Raw genomic sequence first — 26,387 nt, 5'->3', positions numbered from 1 at the left:
CCGGACAAGAGCAAGTAAGCTGAAGTGCAGGGGCAGACCCTCGCGATTGTTCGCCGGTAGGTCGGATTAGCGCAGCGTAATCCGACACCATTGTTCGCTTTGCAGCGTCGGATTATGCGCTTGCGCGCTAATCCGACCTACCTTACATGATCGCCCACTGTCCCTTGACGCGCTTCCAGCGCTGGCGAAGAACCCGCCCGTGCGGCCTGCACGTCCGGCGTTTCCGGACAAGAGCAAGTAAGCTGAAGTGCAGGGGGCAGACCCTCGCGATTGTTCGCCGGTAGGTCGGATTAGCGCAGCGTAATCCGACACCATTGTTGGCTTTGCAGCGTCGGATTATGCGCTTGCGCGCTAATCCGACCTACCTTACATGATCACCCACTGCCCCTTGACGCGCGCTTCCAGCGGCTGGCGAAGAACCCGCCCGTGCGGCCTGCGCGTCCGGTGTTTCCGGACAAGAGCAAGTAAGCTGAAGTGCAGGGGGCAGACTCTCGCGATTGTTCGCCGGTAGGTCGGATTAGCGCAGCGTAATCCGACACCATTGTTGGCTTTGCAGCGCCGGATTACGCGCTTGCGCGCTAATCCGACCCACCTTACATGATCACCCACTGTCCCTTGATCCGCGCTTCCAGCGGCTTGAAGTTGATTTTATACGCCATCTTCGGACTCTGTTCTATCCAGTAACCCAGGTAGATGTAAGGCAGGTTCAGTTCGCGCGCCTGGGCGATTTGCCATAGCACGTTGTAGGTGCCGTACGAGGCGCCCGGCACGTCGGGATCGAAAAACGTGTAGACGGACGACAGGCCATCGGCCAGCACGTCGATGATGCTGACCATGCGCAGGGTGCCGTCAGGCTCGCGGAACTCCACCAGGCGCGTGTTGACCCGGCTTTGGAGCAGGAATTGCGCGTACTGGTCGCGGCTGTCCTGGTCCATGCCGCCGCCCGCGTGGCGCGTGCTCTGGTAGCGCAGATACAGTTCGTAGTGCTCGTCGAGGAAGGACAAAGTGGCCACGCCCGCCTGCAGGTTGGCGTGGCGGTTCCAGGCGCGGCGCTGGTTGCGGTTGGGCGTGAACGATTGCGTCACCACGCGCACGGGGATGCAGGCCTGGCAGCCGTCGCAATACGGGCGGTAGGTGAAAATACCGCTACGGCGAAAGCCGTTGCGCACCAGTTCCGAATACACGTCGCTGTTGATCAGGTGCGAAGGCGTGGCCACCTGCGAGCGGGCCTGGCGGTCGTCCAGGTAGCTGCACGGATACGGTGCCGTCGTGTAGAACTGCAGGGTGGCAAACGGTAGTTCGTTCAGGTGCGTCATGCTGATCCTGTCTGGTCTGTCCGCAGCAATGGAAATGTGCCTGGCGGTGTGCCTGGCGGTGTGCCTGGAGATATCATAGCTTTTTTACGCCGGTGGCGCAGCATGCCAATCGGTGATTTGCGCTGCTTCAATGGCGCTCCTCACATGGGCCAGGAAGCGGGCGCGCGAAATGGGCGCCGCGCCCAGCGAGGCCAGGTGTTTCGTTTCTTGCTGGCAGTCAATCATGGTCACGCCGCGGGCCTGCAAAAAGCGCACGAGGTGGGCCAGCGCGATCTTCGATCCATCCGAGACGCGGGCGAACATCGATTCGCCATAGAACATGCGTCCGATCGACACGCCATACGCGCCGCCCACCAGTTCGCCGTCCAGCCACAGCTCGGACGAGTGGGCGTAGCCCAGCTTGTGCAAGCCCGTGTAGCCGGCGATGATCTCGTCGGAAATCCAGGTGCCCGGGCCATCCTTGCGCGGCGCCGCGCAGGCGCGCATGACGGCGTCGAAATCGCCGTCGAAGCGCAGCTGCCAGCGCCCGTCCGTGGCAGCGCTGCGCTCGACCTTGCGGATGGCCTTGGCCAGGCTGTCGGAGACCTTGAAGTCCGCCGTCATCAGCACCATGCGCGGATCGGTGCTCCACCACAGAATGGGCTGGCCCTCGGAAAACCAGGGGAAGATGCCGTGCTTGTAGGCGTCGAGCAGGCGCGCGGGCGACAGGTCGGCGCCGGCTGCCAGCAGGCCGGGCGCTTCGTCGGTCAGGGCGCGCGAGACGTCGGGGAACGGGGTGTGGATGTCGAGCCAGGGAATCATGCGGCGTCAAAAATGGCGGGTGGTGGGGGCTTACTCGGCATCCGCGCGCGCCATCGGGCGCGTGATGTCGCCCGTATGCACACCATAGCTGCCGCCTTCGCGGATTTTCACGCGGTCGGCAAAGAACAGTTCCAAGGTGGCGCGGATGGTGGGGAAGGCCAGGTCGTCCCACGGAATTTGCGCTTCCGTAAACAGCTGCACGTCCAGACTTTCGATGCCGGGCGCGAAATCGAGGTCGCGCAGGCGCGCCAGGTAGAACAGGTGCACCTGGTGCACGCGCTGCACGTTGAGCAGCGAAAACAGGGGACCCAGTTCGATATTCGCGCCCGCTTCCTCCACCGTTTCGCGCTCGGCCGCGTCGGACGTCGTCTCGTCGTTTTCCATGAAGCCGGCCGGCAGGGTCCAGTAGCCGAGGCGCGGCTCGATGGCCCGCTTGCACAGCAACACCTGCAACTGGCCATCTTCTTCCCAGACGGGAATCGAGCCGACCACCATTTTCGGGTTCTGGTAATGGATGGCGTCGCAGTTGGCGCACACATAGCGGGGACGGTTGTCGCCTTCCGGAATGGACAGGCTGACAGGGTGGGCGCATTCGGAGCAGAATTTCATGGGCTGGCTTCGGAAAATGGGTGACTAGTGTAACGCTTACTGTACACCGATTGCGCGCTCTGTGGCGTGACGGGCGGACACAATGCTCCCCGGTAATTGGCTGACCTTTTTTAATGTATTTTAATTTAATAGCTCTATTGCAGTCGAAGTTGAGATAGCTATTGCCTAAGCCACCCGTTTGCCCTTATAATTCGAGTGCGGGGTGGAGCAGTCTGGCAGCTCGTCGGGCTCATAACCCGAAGGTCACAGGTTCAAATCCTGTCCCCGCAACCAATACCGGAAAGCCGCTGATTCTTGCAAAAGATCAGCGGCTTTTTCCATTGCTGGTCACGGACACGCTCCGGTGGACGGGGCAGGAATGACATTGTCAATTCACGCCTTTACGCCGCGCAACAATCTGGTATATAATTCGAGTGCGGGGTGGAGCAGTCTGGCAGCTCGTCGGGCTCATAACCCGAAGGTCACAGGTTCAAATCCTGTCCCCGCAACCAATTCGAAGCCGCTGGTTCCTCGCAAGAGGGCTAGCGGTTTTTTCGTTTACGGCGCGAGGTCTTCTGCCTGCTGGCGCGCATACACGATCAGCCGCAAGTGGCGGTCCGCATCGATGGTCAGCGAGGTGTGCTCGTAGGCGACCTGCTCGCCGCCGACGTCCAGGCGGCGCACGCCGGCGCACGGCGCATGCACGTCATGGCGGCGCCACCACTGCTTGAACTCGGGCGAGACCTTTTCCAGTTCCTCCACCAGCGCGTGGATATCCGCTTCCTGCGTGGCGCGCGCGTAGTCGCGGCGAAAGCTCGACAGCATCAGCGCCGCCTGCTCTTCCCAGGCCGTGAAGCGCGAGCGCAGCAGTGGGTCGCTAAACAGCAACCATAGCAGGTTGCGGCGCGCCGGCACATGCGCGCCAAAGCCGAACAGGGCGTCCGCGCCCGCATTGAACGCCAGCACGTCCCAGCGCAGGTTGAGCACATAGGCCGGATGCGCCAGTTCGTGCATCAATCGGCGCACGGGCGGCGGCACCACGCAAAACGTCTTGCCCTCTTCGGCCGGCGGACGCGCATGCGCCAGCAGGAACAGGTGGCGGCGCTCGCCTGCGTCCAGTTTCAGCACTTCGGCCAGCTTGTCGAGAAAGGCGCTCGAGACGCCGATGTCGCGCCCCTGCTCCAGCCAGGTGTACCAGGTCAGCCCCACGCCGGCCAGCGCCGCCACTTCTTCGCGGCGCAAGCCCGGCGTCCTGCGCCGCCCGCCGCCAGGCAAGCCTACGTCCTCGGGCGACAGCCGCGCGCGGCGCGCCTGCAGGTAGGCGGCCAGTTCGTGGCGGGTGCGGGCCAAAGTGCGCATGGTGGGGGTTTTCCGGTGAGCCTGTTGCTGCCAGTAATAGCATAAACAGTTAAATTGTAATTGTTTATATTGTATTCCAAAATGCCTGCTTTCTTCCCGAAAGCGTGCCCATGTCTGACTATTCTTCCTCCCGTGCCGCAGTGCCTGCCGACTCCGCGCTGCCTGTCACCGTCTACCTGATCGCCGTGGGCGCGTTCGCGCTGGGCATGGCGTCGTATGTGACGGCAGGCCTGATGCCGATGATCGCCGGCGCCTTTTCCGTGTCCCTGGCGATGGCCGCTCAGCTGGTGACGGCGTTCACCCTGGCCTATGGCCTCGGCTCGCCCCTGGCCGTGGCCTTGCTGCCGGCGCGCGCGCAACGCTCCGGCCTGTTACTCGCCTTGGGCGTGTTCGTGCTGGCGAACGGGGCCAGCGCGCTGGCAGCAGGATTTTCCAGTCTGCTGGCCTGGCGGGCCATGGCCGGCATCGGCGCCGGCGTCTACCTGGCGCTGGGCATCGCGGCGGCGGCGGGCGTGTCGGCGCCGCGGCAGCGTGGCAAGGCCATCGGCGCGATCATGGGCGGCATGGCGGGCGGCACGGTGCTGGGCGTGCCATTGAGCTTGCTGTTGGCGCAGCAGCTGGGCTGGACGGCGGCCCTGTGGCTGGTTGCCATGCTCGGTGCGCTGGCGCTGGCGGGCTTGCTGTGGAAACTGCCCGCGCTGCCGGAAGTACCGGCGACCTCGCTGCGCCGCAAGCTGGCCTTGCTGGCCGATGGGCAGGTGCTGGCCATCCTGCTCGTGTCGCTGCTGGCGGCCATCGCCAGCCTGGGCATGTACACGTTTATCGCGCCGCTGCTGGCGTGGTCCGCGCACGGCGCGGAAATTTCCCCCACGCCCTTCCTGTGGGCGTGGGGTGCGGGGGGAATCGCGGGCAGCGTGCTGGTCGGGCGATGGGCGGACAAGGTGGCTGCACCGAGACTGACTAGGCTCATCTTGCTGCTGCTGGCGCTGGCCTTGTGCGCGCTGCCGCTGGCGGCCGGCTGGTCGGCCTGGCTGATGCTGGCGCCTATCGTGCTGTGGGGCGCGGCTGGCTGGGCTCTGCAAGTGCCGCAGAACCAGCAGTTGCTGGCCGTGCGCGCGCGGCAGGGCGACGGCAACCTGGCCATCGCCCTCAACGAATCGGCGCTGTACCTGGGCAGCGCCATCGGCGCCGCAGCAGGCGGGGTACTGCTCCTGCTGGACTGGCCCGTGTGGCTGCTGGCGGCCTGCGCCGCCCTGGTCGCCACCGCAGCGTTGCTGCTGCAATGGTGCGGCGTGAAATGGATTGCAGAATTCCGGAAAATGGAAGAGTCTGTTTAGTGACTTTCCAGCTGCGCGTACACGGCGTCGGCGATCTTGCCCAGTTCCTGTTTGGGCAGGCTCGCCGAGAGGGCATAACCGAGCTGGCCGTCGATCCAGTAAAACACGCTCAAGTCCTTTTCCTGCTTGTAGCGGAAGGCCGTTTCCTGCTTGCCGGCCCGTTCTTTTGCCACGTACAGGGTCAGGCGCAGGCCTTTGCCATCTTCATACATGAATTGCGCCACGGGGCCGTCGCCATCGCCGGGCAGCAAACGCCCGCCGATCAGGTGATAGCCGAGCGGCGACAGCGCAGGCGGCTGCAATTTGCTGCCCAGGCGTTTCGACAGCCATTGCACCAGGTGGGCCTCCTGTTCCGCCCCCACCTCGACGGGGTGGCGCACTTCCGGCGTGTAGACGGCATGGGCGATGGCGGCGCTGCGCGCCAGGGAGATGGGGCTGGCGCTGGCGCTCCGCATGTCGCCGCCATCGCCGCCATCGCCGCGCAGCAGCCAGCCGCCCGCGCCGCCCGCGAGCACCAGCACGACGGCCGCTGCCGCCTGCATGGCGGGGCGCTGCCAGGCACCGTTCGCCGCCGGCGGGGCCGCCGCCTGCAGCAGCGCCGGGGGCACAGCGTCGTCCAGCACGGGATCGAACAGGGCGCGCAATTGCCGGTTCTGTTCGCGCCACGCATCGACCCTGGCGGCGTCCCCGGGATGCGCGCGCAGGTGGGCGTCGACGGCCGCGCGCTGGTCTTCGGGCAGGACGCCGTCGGCCAGGGCGTGCAATTGCGCTTCGCTGATGGCTTGCGTTGTCATTTCACGACTTTCAGGGTGGGTGGGCCGCTGCCCTGGCTGCCGGCAGGGCGGCCGTCGAGCAGGGTGCGCAGCTTGTCGCGCCCGCGCGACAAACGCGACATCACGGTGCCGACAGGAATGTCGAGGGTGGCCGCCACCTGCTCGTACGGCATCTGTTCGAGCGCGACGAGCAGGATGACTTCGCGCTGCCCCAGCGGCAAACGGGCCAGCGCCGCATCCATCTCGCCGATGGCGATGGCTTGCCCGGGCGCGCGCTCCGGCGCGGGCAGCACGGTATCGTCGTCGAGCTCCTGCAGCGCCAGGCCGGGGCGGCGCAACTGGTCCACGTGCAGGTTATGCATGATGGAGAACAGCCAGGGCCGCATCTCGCCGACGCGCTGGTCCAGCTTGCGCCACGCCCGCTCCACGGTGTCCTGCACCAGGTCGTCCGCGTGCAGGGCGCCCGCCAGCGCGCGCGCATAGCGGCGCAGGCCGGGCAGGCACGCTTGCAGCTGACGGCTATCCTCTTGCGTGGTCATCGTGGCGGCGGGCAGGGCTGCTTACGGCTTGACGACGTGCCACACGTTCTTGAAATTGTCGCCGGCCACGTCGCCCGGCTTCTTGTCTTCCTTGTACAGGTACAGGGGCTTGCCCTTGTACGTCAGCTGCATGGCGCCGTTGTCTTCGCGCTTGATGCTGCCATACGGGGCGGCGGGCGCCGCGTCGGTGGCGATGACGGCGGGCCAGGCCACCAGGCAGCCGCCGCTGCAGGCGCTCTTGCCGCTGTCGGCGACATCCTTGTCGAACACATACACGGTCATGCCGCTGGCATTGACCAGCATGCCGTTGGCGGGCATGACGTCGGCGGCGAAGGCGAGGGGGGCGGACAACAGGGCGGCGAGGGTGGCGATAGCAGTAAAGCGCATGATGATCTCCTTGAGGTTTTGGGGGCTTGCAAGGGATAGACGCGTGCCGGCCGCCGTTTATTCCCGCTCGTCTGACATATTTTTTGCCGGCGCATGCAGGCTGGCCCACAGGTGGGCGGCCGCCATGGTGCGGTGCGGCGCGTACTGGCGCAGCCATTGTTCCGTGCGCGCCATGTCCGGTTTCGTTTCTTCGCCGAGCAGCTTTTGCAGGGCGGCGCGGATGGCCACGTCGCCGTGCAGCGAGCAGTCGGCATAGCCGTAGCCGCGCAGCAGCGCGTAATTGACGGTCCACGGGCCGATGCCCTTGACGGCCAGCAGCGCCTGCGAAATGGCCGCCACGTCGCCGGAAGGTGGCAGTTCCAGCGACAATTCCCCGTCATCGACGAGATGCGCCAGGCGCAGCACGGTTTCCGCCTTGGCGCGCGAGAATTTGCGGCTGGTCAAATCCTCGATGTCCAGCCGCGCCACGTCGCGCGCCTCCGGGTAGCACCACAAGCCGCTGCCATGCCGGCGCCCCGCCTGCAGAATGAAGGTGCGGCGCAGGGAAATGGCGAACGGCAGATTGATCTGCTGGCCGATGATGGCCCAGGTCAGCGCCTCGAACGGGCTGGCCGATTGCACGATGCGCAATCCCGGGTTAAGCCGGATCAACGGCGCCAGCAGCGGATCGGCGGCGGCCAGCTGCGCGAAGGGTTGCGGGTCGATGCGCAGGCCGAGGATGTTGAGCAGGGCGCCATGCAGCGCCGTGTGCAGGGCGTCGCTGGCGCTGCCGTCGATCTCGGCGCGGCAGACGGCCGCGGCGTCCGCGAAGGCCACGTCCAGCACCACGGGCACGCCGTGCAGCAGGATGCCCTTGCGCAGGCCCGTACCGGTGACCTGTTCGGCCACGCCTTCCGTATCGCGGCTGTGAAAGGCGATGACGTCGTCGCGGCGGTAGCCGGCGGGCAGGGGGAGGGTCCAGTGCAGCAGGGTCATGGTGGCCAAATTCAGTGAAGGTAGCAGGGGCGCGCCGCCGGCGCACCGCGTTTCTTGCTGCGGTCCTTAGCGGGCGCAGATATCGGTGGTGGGCGGGCTCAGGGCCGCCGCGTGCTGGATCTGCAGCGCGTCGGGCACGCCATTTTTCACGGCCGTCAGCTCGGCCAGGATGGAAATGGCGATTTCGGCCGGCGTCTTGCTGCCGATGTACAGGCCGATGGGGCCATGCAGGCGCGCCAGCTGCTCGGCGCTGACGTCGAACTGCAGCAGCCGTTCGCGGCGCTTGGCGTTATTCGCGCGCGAGCCGATGGCGCCGACATAAAAAGCCGGCGATTTCAATGCTTCCATCAGGGCCAGGTCGTCGAGCTTGGGGTCGTGCGTGAGGGCGACGACGGCGCTGCGGCTGTCGAGTTTTAATTCCAGCACCAGGTCGTCCGGCATGGCGTGCAGCAGGGGCACGCCCGGTACGTTCCAGCCGCCCCGGTATTCCTCGCGCGGGTCGCAGACGATGACGTGGTAATCCATGGCCGTGGCGATCTGCGCCACGAAGCGCGACAGCTGGCTGGCGCCGATGATCAGCAATCGCCAGCGCGGGCCGTGCTGCGTGGTGAGCACCGCGCCTTCCAGGGCCAGCACGGCGCCCGGCGTGGCGCGCTGCAGGGTGACGGCGCCGCTGCGCAGGTCGAGGCGGCGCTCGACGAGTTCATGCGCTTCCAGGCGTGCCAGCAGTTCGGCCACCTTGCTGTCCGCGTGCAGCGGCTCGATGGCCAGTTCGATGGTGCCGCCGCAGGGCAGGCCGAAGCGGTGCGCCTCGTCGGCGCTGATGCCGTAGCTGACGATTTCCGGCAAGGTGCGCATGATGCCGTGCACGCGCACGGTGTCGATCAAGTCATCCTCGATGCAGCCGCCGGAGACGGAGCCGACCACCGTGCCATCGTCGCAGATGGCCAGGGTGGCGCCCACGGGGCGGGGGCTGGAGCCCCAGGTCTTGATGACGGTGACGAGTTCGCAGCGGTGCCCGGCGGCGAGCCAGGCGGCGCTGGTTTTCAGAACTTCGAGGTCGATGCTGTCCATGGGGCGCGGAAGGAAAGCCGCAGGCAGGCGGCAAAGTATGGAATATTCTTCAATATTGTGGCTATACTACGCTCTCCAACAGCCTGCGGAGAGTTTTCATGTCGAACGACCAAAAGACGCAAGATGACGGCATCCCCAAGTTTGGCAAACTGCTCATCGCCCTGTTCCTGGCGGTGGTGTTTTGCGGCGCCCTGACCTGGGTAATGGGCACCTATTTCCCGAACTTCCCCGGCGCCTGAGCAAACCTGCTGCATCAGGCGCCTTTGGCGTTTAAGGCTTCAACGGCTTCTTCGCCGCCTGCTTGGCGCGCACGTCGATGACGGCGCGGTTGACGGCCGCCATGCGCGAGTTGGTGCCCGGGTGCAGGGCCGTGTAGCCGTTGGCGACCGTGACCGGCACTTGCGTGGCCAGACGCTGCCAGAAGCGGGCGGCGTTGTCGACGTTGTAGCCGGCGCGCGCCAGCAGGTAGATGGCCAGGGTGTCGGCTTGCACGTCGAGTTCCTGCGGCATGGCCTTGATGCCGGCGGCGCCCGTCAGCATCGATACGTCGGGCTGCACGGCGCCCAGGCTGTCGATGATGCTGCCGGCCGTACCCGCCGTGCGCTGGCTGCGCGCGTGGTCGAGGATGTTGTGCGCCATTTCGCGGGCGATGACGAAGGCGATGCCTTCATCGTTTTGCGCCGCATTGACCATGCCGCGCGTGAGCATGATGCGCGAACCGTCCGAATACGCGTTGATATTGTCCGCATTGCCCAGGGCGACGCGGAAGGCGCAGGCGCGCGTGACGGGAATTTTGAGGTCTTGCTGCTGGCCGTCGCGGGCGATGGTCATGTTCAGGCTCGCGCTTTTCGAGGCCAGCGGGCCGACGATGGCGCCGAACGGGCCTTCCGCTTTCGGGCCGGCCGGCAGCGGCTTGCCTTCGGCGGCCAGCAAGCCGTCGCCCTTGCGCAAGCCGGCGCGCGCGGCGCCACTGCCCGGCAAGACGCCGGACACCTGCATCTGCTCGCCGTAGCCGAGTGCCGCCTGCGCCGCGTCGGCATAGATGCCGGGGTAGGAATACTTGTTCTGCGCCGTGAAGCCCAGCAGGTTGCGCGCATACGTCTTGCACAGGTCCGCATTATTGATCAGCAGGGGCGCCGACACTTTCGACAGGCGGTCCTGCAGCGCCACCATCTTCACCAGTTCTTCCTGCGCCGCCCTTTGCTGCGCCGTCGGCGCGGGCGCATCGGGCGCCGGCACGACGTTGAACGGGCCGCTGACATTCGTCGCCGGCGTGGTGCAGCCGGCCAGAATGGCCGCGCCGGCCAACAGGAGGGGAGTGGCCAGTCGGCGCAGCGAGGTTGGGGCTGGGATCAGATGGCGGAAACCTGGCATAAGTGTCAATCCTTAATGTTTGCCGGTGCTGCCGAAACCGCCAACACCGCGTTCGCTGTCGCCGAATTCCTCGACGACGTTAAAGCCCACTTGCAGCACCGGCACGATAATCAGTTGCGCCAGGCGTTCCATGGGATTGAGCGTGAAAGCGCTCTGGCCCCGGTTCCAGGTCGATACCATCAGCTGGCCCTGGTAATCGGAGTCGATCAAGCCTACCAGATTCCCCAATACGATGCCGTTTTTGTGGCCCATGCCGCTGCGCGGCAAAATCATGGCCGCATACGAGGGGTCGCCGATGTGAATGGCCAGGCCGGTCGGAATGAGCACCGTCTGACCCGCTTCGATGGTGATGGCCTCGTTGATGCAGGCGCGCAGGTCGAGTCCCGCGCTGCCCGGGGTGGCGTAGGCCGGCAGCAGTTCTTGCATGCGGGCGTCGAGGATCTTGATGTCGATATTTTTCATGAATCTAAATGAGCTAAAGCGTATAAAAAAGATTATTTGAGCAGCGAATTCCTGGCGATCCGCTTCGAGATTTCCGAAATCAGCTGGCGCGCCAGGTTCAGTTTCGAGGCGCGCGGCAGCACGGTATGGCCTTCCTCGTCGAACAGGATGATGGTGTTGTCGTCCTGGCCAAACGTGTTCTGACCGATATTGCCGACCAGCAGGGGAATGCCTTTTTTCTCGCGCTTGACCGAGCCGAATTCCACCAGGTTTTCCGATTCGGCGGCAAAGCCCACGCAGTACGGATAGCCGGCCAGGTTGGTGCGCGCCGCCACGGTGGCCAGGATGTCGGGATTTTGCACGAACTGCAGTTCGGGCACGGAGCCGTCGGCCTGCTTTTTCATCTTCTGGTCGCTGGCGTTGGCCACGCGCCAGTCTGCCACGGCGGCCACGGCGACGAAGACATGCTGGCCGTCGACGTGGGCCAGTACCGCATCATGCATCTGCTGCGCGCTTTGCACGTCGATGCGGCGCACGCCGAACGGCGCGTCCAGGGCCGTCGGGCCGGAAATGAGCAGCACCTCGGCGCCCGCTTCGCGCGCCGCGCGCGCCACCGCATAGCCCATCTTGCCCGAGGACAGATTGGTGATGCCGCGCACGGGGTCGATGGCCTCGAAAGTGGGGCCGGCCGTGACCAGCACGCGCTTGCCCGCCAGGACTTTCGGCTGGAAGGCGGCGATCAGCTCCGTCAAGAGCTGTTCCGGCTCCAGCATGCGGCCCAGGCCAGTTTCGCCGCAGGCCTGTTCGCCGGCGGCCGGGCCGAACAGGGTGATGCCGTCGTCGCGCAGCTGCTGCACATTGCGCTGCGTGGCGGGGTTCTGCCACATTTCCACGTTCATGGCCGGCGCCACGAGCAAGGGCAGGTGGGAGGGACGGGCCAGGCACAGGGTCGACAGCAGGTCGTCGCACACGCCATGGGCGAGTTTACGCAGAAAATCGGCCGAGCACGGCGCGATCAGGATGGCGTCCGCGTGGCGCGTCAAATCGATATGCGCCATGTTGTTGGCTATGCGCGCATCCCACTGGCTCGTGTGCACGGGGTGGCCGGACAGCGCCTGCATGGTCACGGCCGTGATGAAGTGGCTGGCGGCATCCGTCATGACCACCTGCACCGAGGCGCCGGCCTTCGTCAGCGCGCGGCACAGTTCCGCCGCCTTGTAGCAGGCGACGCCGCCCGAAAGTCCCAGGACGATTTTTTTGCCGGACAATTCCATGCCGTTCTCCCGCGTGTTTATTTGTTTACCCGGCGCAGTTCATCGATGATGAACAGGGCCGCGCCGATGCAGATGGCGCTGTCGGCGATATTGAAAGCGGGGAAATGGCCCCAGCTTTTCCAGTGGAAGTCGAGGAAATCGACCACGTGACCGTACACCAGGCGGTCGATGGCGTTGCCCAGCGCGCCGCCGAGGATCAGCGCCAGGGCCCAGCAGAACATGCGCTGGCCGGCGTGCTTTTTCAGCAGATAGATGATGTAGATGGCGGCCGCCAGGGCGATGCCGGTGAAGAAATAGCGCTGCCAGCCGCCCTGGTCGGACAGGAAGCTGAACGCGGCGCCCTTGTTATACGCGAGCACCAGGTTGAAATACGAGGTGATGACCATCTCTTGCGCGTAGCGGAAGGTCTTCAGGATCGTGATCTTGGTGATCTGGTCGAACAGGATGACGATGGCGGCGATGCCCAGCCAGGGCACGAGCGACGCCGAGGAGGACGATTTCGATGAAAAACGGTTTTTAGTGGCCATATTTTTCCAGGGAAGATAAAGCCGCCGCCTGGCAGCAGGCGGCGGTTGGAAGTGGGACGCAGGCAGCGCCCCGGGATGACAGTCTATGCGAAACGGCGCGATTCGCCTTTTCCAAACAGGTTGCTGACGCAGCGGCCGCACAGGGTAGCATGTGCGGCGTCCGTGCCCACGTCCGCACGGTAGTGCCAGCAGCGCTCGCACTTCGGCGCCGTCGACGCGGCCACGACCACTTCCTCGGCTGCTTCGTCTGCCACTTCGGCCACGGTGGCCTGCGAGGTGATGAAGACGAATTTCAAGTCGTCGCCCAGGGTGGTCAACAGCTTGTACCTCATCGGCGCGGCCTTGATCGTCAGTTCCGCCTGCAGCGAGGAGCCGATGGCGCCCGAGGTGCGCAAGTCTTCCAGCTGTTTGGTGACGTCCGTGCGCACGGCGCGCAGGGCCGTGTATTTCTCCAGCAGGGCGGTCGCGTCCGACACTTCCGGCAGCTGCCACCAGGTTTGCGTGAAGATGGTTTCATCGCTGGCGGCATAAGCATCCGCGCCGGCGAAGACGGCCCATGCTTCTTCGGCCGTGAATGACAGGGCCGGGGCCATCAGGCGCAGCAGGCTTTGCGTGATGTGCCACAGGGCCGTCTGCGCCGAACGGCGCGCGTGCGACGTCAAGCCCGAGGTGTACAGACGGTCTTTCAGGATGTCCAGGTAGAAGCCGCCCAGGTCTTCCGAGCAGTACGTCTGCAGCTTCGACACGACGGGGTGGAACTCGTAGCGCGCATAGTTGTTCTCGATCTGCTGCTGCAGCGATGCCATGTTGGCCAGCGCATAGCGGTCGATTTCGAACATCTCTGCCACCGGCACGGCGTCCGTGGCCGGATTGAAGTCCGAGGTGTTCGCCAGCAGGAAGCGCAGGGTGTTGCGGATGCGGCGGTACGATTCCGTCACGCGTTTGAGGATTTCATCGGAGATCGACAGTTCGCCCGTGTAGTCGGTCGAGGCGATCCACAGGCGCAGGATGTCCGCGCCCAGGGTGTCCGAGATCTTTTGCGGCGCCAGCGTGTTGCCCAGCGACTTGGACATCTTCTTGCCTTCGCCGTCGACCGTGAAGCCGTGCGTCAGCAGGGCCTTGTACGGCGGGCGGCCGTTCAGCATCGACGACACCAGCAGCGACGAGTGGAACCAGCCGCGATGCTGGTCCGAGCCTTCCAGGTACAGGTCGGCCGGGAACTGCAGCTGCGTCGAGTGCGAACCGTGGCCTTGCGGGCCGCCCAGCACCGTCTGGTGCGTGGCGCCGGAATCGAACCATACGTCCAGGGTATCCTTGTTCTTGGCGTAGATGGCCGCTTCGTCGCCGATCAGGTCTTTCAGGTCCAGCGCCTGCCATGCCTCGATGCCGTTCTTTTCGATCAGCTTGGCCACTTGCTCCAGCAGTTCCGGCGTGCGCGGATGCAGGTCGCCCGTTTCCTTGTGCACGATGAAGGCCATCGGCACGCCCCACTGGCGCTGGCGCGACAGGGTCCAGTCGGGACGGTTGGCGATCATGCCGTGCAGGCGCGCCTGGCCCCAGTCCGGGAAGAACTCGGTGTCGGCGATGCCTTTCAAGGCCGTCTCGCGCAGGGTCGCGCCGCCGTCTTTCGGCGTCACGTCCATGCCGGCGAACCACTGCGACGTGGCGCGGTAGATGATCGGCGTCTTATGGCGCCAGCAGTGCATGTAGCTGTGGTCGAACATCTTGACTTCGAACAGCGCGCCCGCTTCGCGCAAGGCGTTGCAGATCGGCTTAGACGCTTCCCAGATGGTCATGCCGCCGAACAGGGGCAGGGTCGAGGCGAACTTGCCGTCGCCCATGACGGGCTTGATGATGTCGTCATCCTTCATGCCGTGTGCCTTGCACGAGATAAAGTCGTCCAGGCCGTAGGCTGGCGCCGAGTGCACCACGCCCGTGCCGCTTTCCGTGGTCACGTATTCGGCCAGGTACAAGGGCGACAAACGGTCGTAGAAAGCGTCGCTCGCGTGCAGCGGGTGGCGGAAGCTGATGCCGGCCAGGGCCGCGCCGTCGCAGGTGGCGATCGTCGTGCCTTCGAGCTTGAAGCGCGCCAGGCTGGCGACGACCAGGTCTTGCGCCAGGATCAGCAGCAATGGCTGGCCATCGCGCTCGGTCTTCACCAGCGAATATTTGACTTCCGGGTGCACGTTGAGCGCCTGGTTCGACGGGATGGTCCACGGGGTGGTGGTCCAGATGACGATGAAACCGTTATCGGTCGGCAGGGACGGCAGGCCAAAGGCGGCCGCCAGTTTTTCCGGCTCGGCGAACTTGAACCCGACGTCGATGGCGGGATCGCGTTTTTCCGCGTATTCCACTTCCGCTTCGGCCAGCGCCGACTGGCAGTCGAAGCACCAGTTGACCGGTTTCAGGCCGCGGTAGACATAGCCTTTTTCCAGCAGCTTGCCCAGCGCGCGCAGCTCGTCGGCTTCATTGCCGTGCGCCATGGTCAGGTAGGGGTTGTCCCACTCGCCCAGCACGCCTAGGCGAATGAAATCCTTCTTCTGGCGCTCGACCTGCACGTTGGCGTAGGCGCGTGCCTTTTCCAGGACTTCAGCCGTCGGCAGATTCTTGCCGTGCAATTTTTCGATCTGGATCTCGATCGGCATGCCGTGGCAATCCCAGCCCGGCACATACGGCGCGTCGAAGCCGGCCAGCGAGCGCGATTTGACGACCATGTCCTTCAGGATCTTGTTGACGGCGTGGCCCAGGTGGATGTCGCCATTCGCGTACGGCGGGCCGTCATGCAGGATGAATTTCGGACGGCCGGCGGCAGCCTTGCGCACGCGCTCGTAAATCTTCTTGTCTTGCCATTGCTGTACCCATTGCGGCTCGCGCTTGGCCATGTCGCCGCGCATCGGGAATGGTGTTTCCGTCATGTTGACCGGGTATTTGCTTTCAGGCTTCTTGTTCTGCTTGGGCGTGGCTGGCTTGTTTTGATCGGACATAGTCTTCTTTAATGATATTGAATGGTTTGCGGCGGCAGGAGCCGCCAGGCGACGGAGTTGGCCGGCGTCAAATTCGGTCGGTGGCGGTAATGGCGCCGCTGCGCTGCTCAAAATAGGCGCGCGCCTGGTTCGAGTCGCGCTCGATGGCGGCCGTCAGAGTGGGCAAGTCGTCGTACTTTTCTTCGTCGCGCAGCTTTTCCAGGAACTCCACGCGTACCAGCTTGCCGTAGCAGGACTGGGCGAAATCGAACAGATGCACCTCCAGCAAGACGCGGCCGCTGTCGTCGACGGTGGGACGCACGCCCAGGCTGGCCACGGCCGGCAGCGGTACTGGTCCCAGGCCGTGCACCTGCACGATGAAGATGCCGGACAGGGCGGGGCGGTGCGCCACGCGCAGGTTCAGGGTGGGGAAACCGAGTGTGCGGCCCAGCTTCTGGCCGTGGATCACGTGGCCGGATATGGCGTACGGATGGCCCAGCAGCTGCGTGGCCAGCGGGAAATCGCCGGCGGCCAGGGCCAGGCGCACGGCCGACGAGGAGATGCGCGTGCTGCCGTTCATCACCGTCGGCAAAGTTTCTACGTGGAAACCGTATTCGCGGCCCGCTTCCTGCAGCATGGCGACGTCGCCGGCGCGCCGGGCGCCATAGCAGAAGTCGTCGCCGACCATCAGCCATTTCACGTGCAAGCCGTCAACGAGGACTTTTTCCGTGAATTCCTGCGGCGTCAAGGCGGCGAACTGGGCGCTGAAGTGCTCGACGACCACGCGGTCGATGCCGGCGTCATCCAGCGACTGCAGCTTGTCGCGCAGGTTGGCGATGCGCTGCGGCGCCTTCGACAGGTCGCCCGCGCGCTGCGCGAAGAATTCGCGCGGGTGCGGTTCGAACGTCATCACGGCCGCTTCGATGCCGAGTTCAGTGGCAGCTTCGCGCACGCGCGCCAGCAAGGCCTGATGGCCGATGTGGACACCGTCAAAATTGCCGATGGTCAGAGCGCAAGGCGCTCGTGCCTGGGCATTGGGAAGTCCGCGGAATACCTTCATAGGAATCTGATGAAAAACTGTGCCAAAAGGGGGATTATACGGACTGTTTCAGGGATGCACACCCGGCAGGGCAGCCGCAGGGGTAATTTCCCTGCTGAAATGATAAAAAGCGTTGCCGGCAAGGGTGCCGGCAACGCTTTTGGTGGAGGGCACTCGACTAGCTGCCCGACAATATCCTGGGGATATTATCTTATTTATTCATCAATGCCCAGTAGCGGGCCAGGTCAGCCGCGCCATCCGTGCCCTTGACGGCTTTGAGTGCCGTCGATGCGTTGGCTTTCTTGCCGGCGTGGATGTAGGCGATGCCCAGGTGCAGCTTGGCTTCTTCCGGATACTTGGCGGTGCCCAGTTTCACGGCGTCATTCATCAAGCCCAGGCCTTTTTCTGCCTGGCCATCGTAGACCAGGGCGAAGCCCAGCTTGCTCAAGCTGTCGGCGTCCTTGTTCTTGACGTATTCCGCTTCCGACTTGGCTGCGTTGGCCTTCAGGTCAGCCTGGGTCTTCAGGGCCAGGTCTTTCAGGCGCTGGTGACGGGCGGCATCGGCGCCGGTGCCCAGCACGCCTTTTTTGTAGCCCTGTTCGATGATGCTCAGCGCTTCGCCAGGATTGCCTGCTTGCAAGGCCAACTGGCTGATTTCCATGTATTCGGACGGCTTGGTGAACAGGCCGTTGGCCAGGCGCAGACGCTGGACGTCCAGGCCCAGGCGTTGCGAGAAGCCAGGCTTGCCGGAAACGCGGTTCAGCAGGTCGGCCCAGTAGCTGGTCTTCGGATAGCTGCCGGCCAGTTTTTCCAGGGTGGCCACGTAGCCGGCCTTGTCGTTCTGCTTCAACTGGATGTTGGCCAGCATTTGCAGGCTCGATTCCGAGTTGCCGCCGCGCGCTTGCAGCTCTTTCGCCGCTTCGGCGTAGTTGCCGCTGACGTAGTAGGTCTGGATCAGCAGTTCGCGCATCTGTGGATCTTCGCGGTCTTTCAGCGAACGTTTGATCCAGGTGATGGTGTTCGGCCAGTCCTTGGCGCGGTAGTACATGCCTGCCAGCGCTTGCGTGAATTTGGGGGCTTCGGCGGCGCTCAGGCGGCCGGAATTGATGACGGCTTCGAAAGCCTTGATGGCGGTGCCGTTGTCGCCGGCGGCGGCAGCGGCCGAGGCGCGCACGCGCTCGATCTGGTAGCTTTCAAAGGCGGTCTTGCCGCCGACGCTGTCAGCTTCGCGCAGCTTGGCCAGCGCTTCCTTGTTTTTGCCGCTGCTAGCGAGTTTTTGCGCTTCTTGCAGTGGCTTGCCCACTTCGGCACGCACGGTGTCCGCGGCGTATGCCAGCGAGCCCAGGCCGATTACGGGAGTTGCTGCGGTAAAACCGATAGCGGCCATGACGAGGCCGAGATGAGCGAGACGAAACTTGGACATAAGAAAGTCTTTCAGTAAAAAGCGAATAGGCAGGAAGTCCTGCCTATTCGGATGTAAAGAGAACCTGATTGCTGCAGCTTACTGGAATTGCTCGTTGCCGACCAGACCGATTTTGGTCACGCCCAGACGCTGCGCCGACGCCATCACACCGGCGACGACTTTGTATTCCACCAGCTTGTTCGGACGCAGATGCACTTCCGGCTGGTCTGCTTGCGCAGCAACGTTGCTCAGCTTGGCTTCCAGCGAAGCGCGGTCAGGAACGACCTGATTGTCCCACAAGATCGTACCGTCAAAATCGACATCGATCGTGACGACCACTGGTTCGGTTGTCGGTGGCGGCGGGGTGCCGACCGGCATGTTCAAGTTCACCGAGTGGTTTTGCTTAGGAATCGTGATGATCAACATGATAATCAGCACCAGCATCACGTCGATGAGGGGCGTCATGTTCAGTTCCATCATTGGTTCCGGATCCGCGCCTGGAGCGCTTCCCGAACCGACATTCATACTCATAGTGTTTCCTTTAAGAAGTCCAACGAAGCACCGGGCGAAACTGCCGCCCGGTCAGCTTCCGGCAGTGGCGTCCCCGTGTTGCCGGGACGCCGCTGCCAGTCGCTATCAGCCCTTGTCAGGTGGTTCGGTGATGAAGCCGACCTTCTGGATCCCGGCACGTTGGGTCGTGTAAATAACCCGGCCGATCGATTCGTAGCGTGTTTCTTGGTCGCCACGAACGTGTACTTCCGGCTGCGGTACTTTCACTGCTTCAACTTTCAGATAATCGAACAGTTCGCTCGTATCTTTCAGTTTCTTCTGGCCCAGATAAATCTCGCCATCCTTGTTGACAACGATGTTGACGTTTTCTGGCTTGCTTTGAAGGGCTTGGTTGGCCTCGATCGGCAGATCGATTTTCTGCAATTTGAGGACAACCGGACTGGTGATCAAGAAAATGATCAGCAAAACCAACATGATGTCGACGAGCGGCGTCGTGTTGATTTCTGACATTACTTGATCTTCATCTCCGCTGTCGGAGCCGACGGACATCGACATGATTCTTATCCGATCTTTTTAGCGCCGGCAGCACGGCCAGCTTCGCTGGTCGACATTGCGCCGGAGATCAGTACCGAGTGAACGTCGGCGCTGAACGAGCGTACGTCTTCCATTGCGGTTTTGTTACGACGCACCAGCCAGTTGTAACCCAGAACGGCAGGAACGGCGACCAGCAGACCGAAAGCGGTCATGATCAGTGCTTCACCAACTGGACCTGCAACTTTATCGATCGACGCGTTACCGGTCATGCCGATGTTGGTCAGCGCGCCATAAATACCCCAAACGGTACCGAACAGACCGATAAACGGTGCGGTCGAACCAACGGTTGCCAGGAACGACAGGCCATCTTGCAGACGCGACTGGACTTTGTCCGAAGCGCGCTGGATCGACATCGTCACCCAGGTCGACAGGTCGATTTGTTCCAGCAGGGCGCCGTCATGGTGAGCCGTTGCCTTGGTGCCCGATTCAGCGATGAAGCGGAATGGCGAGCCTTCGGTCAGGGTTGCCGAACCAGCAGCGATCGAAGGAGCTTTCCAGAATTTGGCAGCGGTTTCTTTCGCTTGCTTGAAGATCTTCATTTGATCCATCAGCTTGGTGATGATGATGTACCAGCTGCCGATCGACATGATGGCCAGGATGATCAGGGTGGCGCGTGGCACGAAGCCGCCGTCCCACACTGCTTGCAGGCCGAACGGGTTGTGGACTTCTTCGGTTTTGGCTGGAGCTGCTGCGTCAGCGGCTGGAGCTGCTGCGTCTGCTGCTGGAGCGGCTGCGTCAGCAGCTGGTGCTGGTGCTGCTGCAGCGTCTGCCGCTGGAGCCGAAGCGGCAGCCGATGCTGGCGCGTCAGCGAATGCCGGAGCTGCTACCAGAGCGGTAGTAGCGGTAACGGACAACAGAACCGCGGCAAAAAATGCGGACAAACGGGTATTCTTAAACATGCTTCCTCCAAAATTAAAAATAACAGATCGCTGAACGTAATGACAACGAAATCATAGTGTGAGACAGGGGATAACTGCCTCGGGTTTTAATCCAGCGACCAAACGTATTGCATTTGCTGCCAGCCTTGTTCCGGCTTGCCGTCAACTGTTGCCGGCTTAAATGTACAGCGGCTAATACCTTGCACTGCGGCTTTGTCCAGGTCTCTGAAGCCGCTGGACTTCACGATCTTCGAATCAGCGACCTTGCCGTCTACACCGATCAGGAACGACAGTGTCACCACACCGGTTTCCTCATTGCGCTGCGACGACTTTGGATAAGCCGGCTTTTCGCAGACACTGAAGTCAACCACGGCCGGCGTACGCACCGATTTGGCTGGTCCAGGAGTTGGCGCAGGCTGTGCAGGCGGTGCTGGCGGTGCCAATACATTCGTGGCTGGCTTCACGGCAGTCGTATTTGCAATCACGTTCTGCTGTGGTGGCGGCTGCTGCACGTTCACCTCGACTGGCGGAATGAATGGCGGCGGTGGCGCTTTCATTTCTGGCGGCGGTGGTGGCGGTGGAAGATCCTTCGGTGGAGGCGGTTTGACTTCCTCGATAATCTTGGTTTCAACCGGTTCCATCATTTTGGTGACCAACCGCTTGCCCAAGCCCGTCACGATCCCGTAAGCCGCGAGAACGTGCAGCAGGACAACGATAGTGATGCCTGTGTAGTTCTTGGGACTTTTCTCGTTCGAAAAATTCATGCCTGCTTTCTCCAAATACCATCTCTTGTCTTGCAACTGAACCCCAAAATGACGACACAAAGCTCCAGCCGTATCCGGGACGTCGCCGAATTATACATACGAATTCTTTATTTTACACAGATTTTTAACGCCTAAAACCGGTTAAATTTTTGGCGCTTTTGCGCCCTGAAAACGTACTTGCTTATGTCATCTTTGCACGCTTTCGGACATAAAAAAAGGCGGTCTTATCGGTTTTTTACAGCCGTTTTGGGCTACCACTGCTAAGTTCTCCGATGTGCCCATCTGGCGGAATTATATTTCGTGATATTCAATATGGAAACCGCTAAATTTGGAGGAAAATCTTTCTTTTAGGAAATGTTTTAGCTCGGAACCAGACCACTTAGCGGCGCGCACGCACCAAACGGGTGCGGAAGGGACTTTATCCAGGTCAAAAAAGGCGGTCCCGGCGGCCCTTTTGACGCCGCCAGGCCATACGGAATTCCTATGTAGGCATAGGAAACGCTTATATTCTTGCCATTGATTATTATCAATAAATCATTTCATGGCCGGACGACAGGGTCGTCGCGCCGGTTGCGTTTTTCCCGCCGGCAATTCAGAGTACCCAGGACGACGCCCTGCGGGTCGACCGTATCGAGGTGGACATCAAAGCCCCACAGCCGCGCCACGTGCTTGAGCACCTCGGCCGCCTGCTGGTTCAGCGGGCGGCGCTGGAACTGCGTGTGGCGCAAGGTCAATGCGCGGTCGTCGCGCGTGTTGACGGACCAGACCTGGATGTTCGGCTCGCGGTTGCCCAGGTTGTACTGTTCTGCCAGCTGCTGGCGCACGTAGCGGTAGCCGGCATCGTCGTGGATGGCGGAAATGGCCAGCTTTTCATTCTTGTCGTCGTCGAGCACGGCAAAGAAATGGAATTCGCGGATCAGCCGCGGCGACAAATACTGGGCGATGAAGCTTTCATCCTTGAAATTGCGCATGGCAAAGTCCAGGCTCTTGCGCCAGTCGCTGCCGGCCATGTCGGGGAACCAGGCGCGGTCTTCGTCCGTCGGGTGCTCGCAGATGCGGCGGATGTCGCTCATCATGGCAAAACCCAGCGCATACGGGTTGATGCCGCTGTAATACGGGCTGTCGATGGGCGGCTGGTAGACCACGTTGGTATGGCTTTTCAGAAATTCCATCATGAAGCCGTCGCCCACCACGCCTTCGTCGTAGAGCTGGTTCAATATCGTGTAATGCCAGAAGGTGGCCCAGCCTTCGTTCATGACCTGAGTTTGCCGCTGCGGATAGAAATACTGGGAAATCTTGCGCACGATGCGCACCATCTCGCGCTGCCACGGTTCCAGCAGCGGCGCGTACTTCTCGATAAAGTACAGCAGGTTTTCCTCGGGTTCGGGCGGAAAGCGGGGGGCGGCCTTGCGCTGGTCGTCCTCGTCTTCGTCCTCGTCGCGCCGGGGCAGGGTGCGCCACAGCTGGTTGATCTGCGACTGCACATAGGCTTCGCGCTCTTTCTGGCGCGCATATTCCTTCGCCATCGACAGTTTCGCCGGGCGCTTGTAGCGGTCCACGCCATAGTTCTGGATGGCGTGGCACGAGTCGAGCAGCAATTCCACGGCATCGACGCCATGGCGCTGCTCGCATTCGGCGATGTAATTCTTGGCAAACACCATATAGTCGATGATGGCGTCCGCATCCGTCCAGGCGCGGAACAGGTAATTGCCTTTAAAAAAGGAGTTATGGCCGTAGGCCGCATGCGCGATCACCAGCGACTGCATGGTCAGGCTGTTCTCCTCCATTAAATAGGCGATGCACGGATTGGAGTTGATGACGATCTCGTAGGCCAGGCCCATCTGGCCCCGCTTGTAGCTTTTCTCGGTAGATAAAAAATGCTTGCCGAACGACCAATGGTTGTAGGAGACGGGCATGCCGACCGAGGTGTAGGCATCCATCATCTGTTCGGCCGTAATGATTTCCAGCTGGTTCGGATAGGTGTCGAGGCCAAACTGTTTCGCTACGCGGCGGATTTCCTCGTGGATTTGCTCGATCAGCTCGAACGTCCATTCCGACTGCTCGGGCAGGGCGTTCGGGTGGCGCAGGCGCACGAACGGTTCGCCCGGAGTATTGCTGGCGCGGTCAAAGGCTGCACTCATCATTTCACCTGTTTCTTGAACAGTTCGCGGAAGACCGGGTAGATATCGGCCGGCGTGACGATCTTTTGCATGGCGAAATGGGCGTGATGGTCGAGCACGCCCGCATACTGCTCCCACAGGTTTTGCTGCGGGCCGTCGGTGATCTCGACATAGGTGTAGTACTGCACCTTGGGCATGATGGTGTTGATCAGCAACTGGCGGCACAGCATGGAATCGTTGTCCCAATTGTCGCCGTCGGACGCCTGCGCGACATAGCTGTTCCATTGCCCGGCGCCATAGCGTTCGTCGATGATGGTGTTGAGCAAGTGCAGCGCGGAGGACACGACGGTGCCGCCGGACTCGCGCGAATTGAAGAATTCATGCTCGTCGACCTCCGCCGCCGCCGTATGGTGGCGGATGAAGACCACCTCGATCTTGTCGTAGACGCGCTTGAGGAACAGATATAACAGGATGAAGAAGCGCTTGGCCGTGTCCTTGCGCGATTCGTCCATGGAGCCGGAGACGTCCATGATGCAGAACATGACGGCTTGCGTCATCGGCTTGGGCACCTTGATGCGGTTGCTGTAGCGCAAGTCGAACGGGTCGATGAAGGGAATCGCCAGCAGGCGCGTGTGCAGGTGGTGGATCAGGCGGCGCAGTTCCGTGACGAGCGGGTCGCTGTCGGGCGCGCCTTCGTGCAGCAGGACGGCCAGGTCTTCCTCGGCCTGCGCCAGCTGCTTGCGGGCGCCGCCGCCGACGGCGATGCGCCGTCCCAGCGCGCCGCGCAGGGAGCGCAGCACGTGGATGTTCGATGGGGTGCCCGACATATTGTAGCCGGCGCGCTGGTTCTTGAATTCCGTGGTGGCCGTCAGCTGGGTTTTCACCATGTGCGGCAATTCCAGGTCTTCGAAGAAATAATTCATGAATTCTTCGCGCGACAATTCGAAGATGAAATCGTCTTCCGTCGTCTCGTCGCTATTGCCCGCCTTGCCCCGCCCGCCGCCACCGCCGCCTTTCGGCCGGGCGATCTGGTCGCCTTTCAGGTATTCCTTGTTGCCGGGATTGACCACTTCCCATACGCCGCCATGCGCGTGGCCAAACGACGGTTCGCCCACGTCCTTGACGGGGATGCTGACCTTCTCGCCATTCTCGACGTCCGTGATCGAGCGCCCCTTGATGGCGCGCCCCACGGCATCCTTGATCTGGCCCTTGTAACGCCGCAGGAAACGCTCGCGGTTGACGGCGGATTTATTCTTGCTTTGCAAGCGCCTGTCGATAAGGTATGTCAAAGGGTGCCTCCTTGCTTCTCGTCTTGCGCGCCCCGCCGGTCGTCAGGCCGGAGCGCGCCTCCGCTGTCCGCGCTAGGATGACTTGCGTACTCGCAAGTACCATTCGCATAACAGGCGTACCTGCTTGGCCGTATAGCCTTTTTCCACCATGCGGGCCACGAAGTCGGCGTGCTTGTTGGCATCGTCGGCGCTGGCCTTGGCATTGAAGGAAATCACGGGCAGCAATTCCTCCGTATTCGAAAACATTTTCTTTTCGATCACCGTGCGGAACTTTTCATAACTGGTCCAGGCGGGATTCTTGCCGCCGTTCGAGGCCCGCGCACGCAGCCCGAAGTTGACGATTTCGTTGCGGAAATCCTTCGGATTGGAAATGCCCGCCGGCTTCTCGATCTTTTCCAGCTCATTGTTCAGCGATTCGCGATCAAAACTTTCGCCTGTGTCCGGATCGCGGTATTCCTGGTCCTGTATCCAGAAATCGGCGAACGTCACATAGCGGTCGAAAATATTCTGCCCGTATTCCGAATAGCTTTCCAGGTACGCCGTCTGGATCTCCTTGCCGATGAATTCCACGTAGCGCTGCGCCAGGTGCTCTTTAATATAGGAGAAGTAGCGCTGCTCGAGTTCCGGCGCGAACTGCTCGCGCTCTACCTGCTGTTCCAGTACATATAATAAGTGCACGGGATTGGCGGCCACTTCGGAATTGTCAAAGTTGAACACTTTCGACAGGATCTTGAAGGCAAAGCGCGTCGACAGCCCGTTCATGCCCTCGTCCACGCCCGCGTAATCGACATATTCGTGCATGGACTTGGCTTTCGGGTCCGTATCCTTGAGGTTTTCGCCATCGTAGACGAGCATCTTCGAGAAAATGCTCGAGTTTTCCGGGTCTTTCAGGCGCGACAGGATGGCGAACTGCGCCATCATGCGCAGGGTGCCGGGCGCGCACGGGGCTTTCACCAGCGAGGAATTGGCCACCAGCTTGTCGTAGATCTTGATTTCGTCGGAGACGCGCAGGCAGTACGGCACCTTGACTATATAGATACGATCAAGAAACGCCTCGTTGTTGCGGTTGTTTTTGAACGTTTTCCATTCCGACTCGTTCGAGTGAGCGAGGATGATGCCGTCGAACGGTATCGCGCCGAAGCCTTCCGTGCCCTTGTAGTTGCCTTCCTGCGTGGCCGTCAGCAGCGGATGCAGCACCTTGATGGGCGCCTTGAACATTTCCACGAATTCCATCAAGCCCTGGTTGGCCAGGCACAGGCCGCCCGAATAGCTGTAGGCATCGGGGTCGTCCTGCGCATAGTCTTCCAGCTTGCGGATGTCGACCTTGCCCACCAGCGAGGAAATATCCTGGTTGTTTTCGTCGCCCGGCTCCGTTTTCGAGATGGAGATCTGCTTCAGCACGGACGGGTAGCGCTTGACGACGCGGAACTGGTTGATATCGCCATTGTATTCATGCAGGCGTTTCACGGCCCACGGGCTGGGGATGTTGCGCAGGTAGCGGCGCGGGATGCCGTAATCCTCTTCCAGGATGGTGCCGTCCTCTTCCTCGTTGAACAGGCCCAGCGGCGATTCGTTGACGGGCGACCCTTTCAGGCAATAGAAGGGCACGTGTTCCATCAGCGACTTGAGTTTTTCCGCGATCGACGACTTGCCGCCGCCGACGGGCCCCAGCAAGTACAGGATCTGCTTGCGTTCTTCCAGGCCTTGCGCCGCGTGGCGGAAATACGAGACGACTTGCTCGATGACTTCCTCGGTGCCGTAGAACTCGCGGAAGGCGGGGTAGATCTTGATCACCTTGTTGGCGAAGATGCGCGACAAGCGCGTGTCGTTGCGCGTGTCGACCAGCTGCGGCTCGCCGATGGCGGCCAGCATGCGTTCGGGCGCGCTGGCATACGTCAGCTTGTCCTTCTTGCACAGGGCCAGGTACTCGGTGAGCGACATTTCCTCTTCGCGGGTGCGCTCGTAGCGTGCTGCATAGTTATCAAAAATGGTCATGTCAATGTCCTTTAATGTAAACCTGAACTGCCAGTCACCATGGCCGCCCGCCTGGCACTCGCCTGGGC

General features: G+C 62.2%; 25 protein-coding genes and 2 tRNA genes. 4 read left to right on the top strand and 23 right to left on the bottom strand.

The features are described 5' to 3' along the window. Positions 1-593: 593 nt before the first annotated feature. From AC3RCG_RS23000 to AC3RCG_RS22990, 3 genes are all read right to left on the bottom strand, one after another. Complete coding sequence (locus AC3RCG_RS23000; protein WP_070224525.1) at positions 594-1,316, bottom strand: arginyltransferase; 723 nt, start codon at positions 1,314-1,316, stop codon at positions 594-596. Positions 1,317-1,400: 84 nt separating this feature from the next. Beyond that, positions 1,401-2,117, bottom strand: a complete 717-nt coding sequence (aat, locus tag AC3RCG_RS22995; RefSeq protein ID WP_409028000.1) for a leucyl/phenylalanyl-tRNA--protein transferase — start codon at positions 2,115-2,117, stop codon at positions 1,401-1,403. 30 nt (positions 2,118-2,147) lie between these two features. Beyond that, positions 2,148-2,726, bottom strand: a complete 579-nt coding sequence (locus AC3RCG_RS22990) for an NUDIX hydrolase (protein WP_034747557.1) — start codon at positions 2,724-2,726, stop codon at positions 2,148-2,150. 196 nt (positions 2,727-2,922) lie between these two features. On the opposite strand from AC3RCG_RS22990, the gene AC3RCG_RS22985 reads away from it, so the two are divergent. Both AC3RCG_RS22985 and AC3RCG_RS22980 read left to right on the top strand, forming a co-directional pair. Next, positions 2,923-2,999, top strand: a tRNA-Met gene (locus tag AC3RCG_RS22985). A gap of 141 nt (positions 3,000-3,140) precedes the next feature. Continuing rightward, positions 3,141-3,217: transfer RNA gene (locus tag AC3RCG_RS22980), tRNA-Met, on the top strand. A 46-nt stretch (positions 3,218-3,263) separates the two neighbouring features. Here AC3RCG_RS22980 and AC3RCG_RS22975 read toward each other — a convergent pair. Next, positions 3,264-4,064, bottom strand: coding sequence for a helix-turn-helix transcriptional regulator (locus tag AC3RCG_RS22975; RefSeq protein ID WP_492401907.1), 801 nt, complete (start codon positions 4,062-4,064; stop codon positions 3,264-3,266). Between the two features lie 110 nt (positions 4,065-4,174). Here AC3RCG_RS22975 and AC3RCG_RS22970 point away from each other — a divergent pair, with 110 nt between their 5' ends. Then, on the top strand, positions 4,175-5,401 hold the full coding sequence (locus tag AC3RCG_RS22970) for an MFS transporter (protein ID WP_492401908.1): 1,227 nt from the start codon (positions 4,175-4,177) through the stop codon (positions 5,399-5,401). Here AC3RCG_RS22970 and AC3RCG_RS22965 read toward each other — a convergent pair. The 5 genes from AC3RCG_RS22965 to AC3RCG_RS22945 all read right to left on the bottom strand — a co-directional run bounded on the left by AC3RCG_RS22965 (position 5,398) and on the right by AC3RCG_RS22945 (position 9,149). Further along, a complete protein-coding gene (locus tag AC3RCG_RS22965) occupies positions 5,398-6,195 on the bottom strand; it encodes an anti-sigma factor family protein (protein WP_492401909.1) in 798 nt (265 codons plus the stop codon). The genes AC3RCG_RS22970 and AC3RCG_RS22965 overlap by 4 nt on opposite strands. Further along, entirely contained in the window at positions 6,192-6,713 is a 522-nt protein-coding gene (locus tag AC3RCG_RS22960) for an RNA polymerase sigma factor (RefSeq protein ID WP_409028004.1), read from the bottom strand. Before AC3RCG_RS22960 ends, AC3RCG_RS22965 begins: the two co-directional genes overlap by 4 nt. Before the next feature lie 21 nt (positions 6,714-6,734). Continuing rightward, entirely contained in the window at positions 6,735-7,100 is a 366-nt protein-coding gene (locus tag AC3RCG_RS22955; RefSeq protein ID WP_409028005.1) for a COG4315 family predicted lipoprotein, read from the bottom strand. Positions 7,101-7,157: 57 nt separating this feature from the next. Continuing rightward, positions 7,158-8,075 (bottom strand): DNA-3-methyladenine glycosylase 2, encoded by a 918-nt coding sequence (locus tag AC3RCG_RS22950; protein ID WP_492401910.1) that lies wholly within the window; start codon positions 8,073-8,075, stop codon positions 7,158-7,160. Between the two features lie 66 nt (positions 8,076-8,141). Beyond that, positions 8,142-9,149: an XdhC family protein gene (locus tag AC3RCG_RS22945; protein ID WP_492401912.1), complete on the bottom strand. Its 1,008-nt coding sequence runs from the start codon at positions 9,147-9,149 to the stop codon at positions 8,142-8,144. A 98-nt stretch (positions 9,150-9,247) separates the two neighbouring features. On the opposite strand from AC3RCG_RS22945, the gene AC3RCG_RS22940 reads away from it, so the two are divergent. Beyond that, positions 9,248-9,388, top strand: a complete 141-nt coding sequence (locus AC3RCG_RS22940) for a hypothetical protein (protein ID WP_162995759.1) — start codon at positions 9,248-9,250, stop codon at positions 9,386-9,388. Positions 9,389-9,419: 31 nt separating this feature from the next. Here AC3RCG_RS22940 and AC3RCG_RS22935 read toward each other — a convergent pair whose 3' ends face one another. From AC3RCG_RS22935 to AC3RCG_RS22870, 14 genes are all read right to left on the bottom strand, one after another. Further along, positions 9,420-10,523, bottom strand: coding sequence for a M48 family metalloprotease (locus AC3RCG_RS22935; protein WP_492401914.1), 1,104 nt, complete (start codon positions 10,521-10,523; stop codon positions 9,420-9,422). 12 nt (positions 10,524-10,535) lie between these two features. Further along, the gene (gene dut / locus AC3RCG_RS22930; protein WP_070312166.1) at positions 10,536-10,985 is read right to left on the bottom strand and encodes a dUTP diphosphatase; all 450 of its coding nucleotides are present in this window, start codon (positions 10,983-10,985) and stop codon (positions 10,536-10,538) included. A 32-nt stretch (positions 10,986-11,017) separates the two neighbouring features. Further along, positions 11,018-12,238 carry a bifunctional phosphopantothenoylcysteine decarboxylase/phosphopantothenate--cysteine ligase CoaBC gene (coaBC, locus tag AC3RCG_RS22925; protein ID WP_070312164.1) on the bottom strand — a complete coding sequence of 407 codons (1,221 nt, stop codon included), beginning with the start codon at positions 12,236-12,238 and terminating at the stop codon, positions 11,018-11,020. A gap of 17 nt (positions 12,239-12,255) precedes the next feature. Beyond that, positions 12,256-12,765 (bottom strand): signal peptidase II, encoded by a 510-nt coding sequence (gene lspA, locus AC3RCG_RS22920; protein WP_070224538.1) that lies wholly within the window; start codon positions 12,763-12,765, stop codon positions 12,256-12,258. Between the two features lie 83 nt (positions 12,766-12,848). Then, positions 12,849-15,749 carry an isoleucine--tRNA ligase gene (gene ileS, locus AC3RCG_RS22915; RefSeq protein ID WP_492401915.1) on the bottom strand — a complete coding sequence of 967 codons (2,901 nt, stop codon included), beginning with the start codon at positions 15,747-15,749 and terminating at the stop codon, positions 12,849-12,851. A 67-nt stretch (positions 15,750-15,816) separates the two neighbouring features. Further along, positions 15,817-16,788 carry a bifunctional riboflavin kinase/FAD synthetase gene (locus AC3RCG_RS22910; RefSeq protein WP_070289100.1) on the bottom strand — a complete coding sequence of 324 codons (972 nt, stop codon included), beginning with the start codon at positions 16,786-16,788 and terminating at the stop codon, positions 15,817-15,819. A gap of 190 nt (positions 16,789-16,978) precedes the next feature. Then, the gene (locus AC3RCG_RS22905) at positions 16,979-18,190 is read right to left on the bottom strand and encodes a tetratricopeptide repeat protein (RefSeq protein ID WP_070289101.1); all 1,212 of its coding nucleotides are present in this window, start codon (positions 18,188-18,190) and stop codon (positions 16,979-16,981) included. A gap of 78 nt (positions 18,191-18,268) precedes the next feature. Further along, positions 18,269-18,700 carry an ExbD/TolR family protein gene (locus AC3RCG_RS22900; protein WP_176741207.1) on the bottom strand — a complete coding sequence of 144 codons (432 nt, stop codon included), beginning with the start codon at positions 18,698-18,700 and terminating at the stop codon, positions 18,269-18,271. Between the two features lie 105 nt (positions 18,701-18,805). Further along, on the bottom strand, positions 18,806-19,234 hold the full coding sequence (locus tag AC3RCG_RS22895) for an ExbD/TolR family protein (protein ID WP_034754165.1): 429 nt from the start codon (positions 19,232-19,234) through the stop codon (positions 18,806-18,808). Between the two features lie 5 nt (positions 19,235-19,239). Next, positions 19,240-20,172 carry a MotA/TolQ/ExbB proton channel family protein gene (locus AC3RCG_RS22890; RefSeq protein WP_166448878.1) on the bottom strand — a complete coding sequence of 311 codons (933 nt, stop codon included), beginning with the start codon at positions 20,170-20,172 and terminating at the stop codon, positions 19,240-19,242. Between the two features lie 86 nt (positions 20,173-20,258). Beyond that, a complete protein-coding gene (locus AC3RCG_RS22885) occupies positions 20,259-20,915 on the bottom strand; it encodes an energy transducer TonB (RefSeq protein ID WP_034754161.1) in 657 nt (218 codons plus the stop codon). A 539-nt stretch (positions 20,916-21,454) separates the two neighbouring features. Then, positions 21,455-23,056, bottom strand: a complete 1,602-nt coding sequence (locus tag AC3RCG_RS22880; RefSeq protein WP_046686270.1) for a SpoVR family protein — start codon at positions 23,054-23,056, stop codon at positions 21,455-21,457. Continuing rightward, entirely contained in the window at positions 23,056-24,324 is a 1,269-nt protein-coding gene (locus AC3RCG_RS22875) for a YeaH/YhbH family protein (RefSeq protein WP_070224543.1), read from the bottom strand. The genes AC3RCG_RS22880 and AC3RCG_RS22875 overlap by 1 nt, the downstream gene beginning before the upstream one ends. 72 nt (positions 24,325-24,396) lie before the next feature. After that, on the bottom strand, positions 24,397-26,319 hold the full coding sequence (locus AC3RCG_RS22870; RefSeq protein WP_492401917.1) for a PrkA family serine protein kinase: 1,923 nt from the start codon (positions 26,317-26,319) through the stop codon (positions 24,397-24,399). Positions 26,320-26,387: the final 68 nt, after the last annotated feature.

This window comes from Janthinobacterium sp. GW823-FHT01H08 (assembly GCF_058797855.1).
This window is presented reverse-complemented; position numbering and strand designations above follow the sequence as displayed.

What these genes read in the sequence shown, in the direction of transcription:
- dut (WP_070312166.1), bottom strand. Translation starts at nt 10,985, where the DNA reads ATGAAAAATATCGACATCAAGATCCTCGACGCCCGCATGCAAGAACTG.
- AC3RCG_RS22970 (WP_492401908.1), top strand. Translation starts at nt 4,175, where the DNA reads ATGTCTGACTATTCTTCCTCCCGTGCCGCAGTGCCTGCCGACTCCGCG.
- AC3RCG_RS22960 (WP_409028004.1), bottom strand. Translation starts at nt 6,713, where the DNA reads ATGACCACGCAAGAGGATAGCCGTCAGCTGCAAGCGTGCCTGCCCGGC.
- AC3RCG_RS22940 (WP_162995759.1), top strand. Translation starts at nt 9,248, where the DNA reads ATGTCGAACGACCAAAAGACGCAAGATGACGGCATCCCCAAGTTTGGC.
- AC3RCG_RS22990 (WP_034747557.1), bottom strand. Translation starts at nt 2,726, where the DNA reads ATGAAATTCTGCTCCGAATGCGCCCACCCTGTCAGCCTGTCCATTCCG.
- AC3RCG_RS22900 (WP_176741207.1), bottom strand. Translation starts at nt 18,700, where the DNA reads ATGAGTATGAATGTCGGTTCGGGAAGCGCTCCAGGCGCGGATCCGGAA.
- AC3RCG_RS22935 (WP_492401914.1), bottom strand. Translation starts at nt 10,523, where the DNA reads ATGCCAGGTTTCCGCCATCTGATCCCAGCCCCAACCTCGCTGCGCCGA.
- lspA (WP_070224538.1), bottom strand. Translation starts at nt 12,765, where the DNA reads ATGGCCACTAAAAACCGTTTTTCATCGAAATCGTCCTCCTCGGCGTCG.
- ileS (WP_492401915.1), bottom strand. Translation starts at nt 15,749, where the DNA reads ATGTCCGATCAAAACAAGCCAGCCACGCCCAAGCAGAACAAGAAGCCT.
- AC3RCG_RS22895 (WP_034754165.1), bottom strand. Translation starts at nt 19,234, where the DNA reads ATGTCGATGTCCGTCGGCTCCGACAGCGGAGATGAAGATCAAGTAATG.
- AC3RCG_RS22890 (WP_166448878.1), bottom strand. Translation starts at nt 20,172, where the DNA reads ATGTTTAAGAATACCCGTTTGTCCGCATTTTTTGCCGCGGTTCTGTTG.
- aat (WP_409028000.1), bottom strand. Translation starts at nt 2,117, where the DNA reads ATGATTCCCTGGCTCGACATCCACACCCCGTTCCCCGACGTCTCGCGC.
- AC3RCG_RS22885 (WP_034754161.1), bottom strand. Translation starts at nt 20,915, where the DNA reads ATGAATTTTTCGAACGAGAAAAGTCCCAAGAACTACACAGGCATCACT.
- AC3RCG_RS22870 (WP_492401917.1), bottom strand. Translation starts at nt 26,319, where the DNA reads ATGACCATTTTTGATAACTATGCAGCACGCTACGAGCGCACCCGCGAA.
- AC3RCG_RS22965 (WP_492401909.1), bottom strand. Translation starts at nt 6,195, where the DNA reads ATGACAACGCAAGCCATCAGCGAAGCGCAATTGCACGCCCTGGCCGAC.
- AC3RCG_RS22955 (WP_409028005.1), bottom strand. Translation starts at nt 7,100, where the DNA reads ATGCGCTTTACTGCTATCGCCACCCTCGCCGCCCTGTTGTCCGCCCCC.
- AC3RCG_RS22945 (WP_492401912.1), bottom strand. Translation starts at nt 9,149, where the DNA reads ATGGACAGCATCGACCTCGAAGTTCTGAAAACCAGCGCCGCCTGGCTC.
- AC3RCG_RS22950 (WP_492401910.1), bottom strand. Translation starts at nt 8,075, where the DNA reads ATGACCCTGCTGCACTGGACCCTCCCCCTGCCCGCCGGCTACCGCCGC.
- AC3RCG_RS22880 (WP_046686270.1), bottom strand. Translation starts at nt 23,056, where the DNA reads ATGAGTGCAGCCTTTGACCGCGCCAGCAATACTCCGGGCGAACCGTTC.
- AC3RCG_RS22975 (WP_492401907.1), bottom strand. Translation starts at nt 4,064, where the DNA reads ATGCGCACTTTGGCCCGCACCCGCCACGAACTGGCCGCCTACCTGCAG.
- AC3RCG_RS22905 (WP_070289101.1), bottom strand. Translation starts at nt 18,190, where the DNA reads ATGTCCAAGTTTCGTCTCGCTCATCTCGGCCTCGTCATGGCCGCTATC.
- AC3RCG_RS23000 (WP_070224525.1), bottom strand. Translation starts at nt 1,316, where the DNA reads ATGACGCACCTGAACGAACTACCGTTTGCCACCCTGCAGTTCTACACG.
- AC3RCG_RS22910 (WP_070289100.1), bottom strand. Translation starts at nt 16,788, where the DNA reads ATGAAGGTATTCCGCGGACTTCCCAATGCCCAGGCACGAGCGCCTTGC.
- coaBC (WP_070312164.1), bottom strand. Translation starts at nt 12,238, where the DNA reads ATGGAATTGTCCGGCAAAAAAATCGTCCTGGGACTTTCGGGCGGCGTC.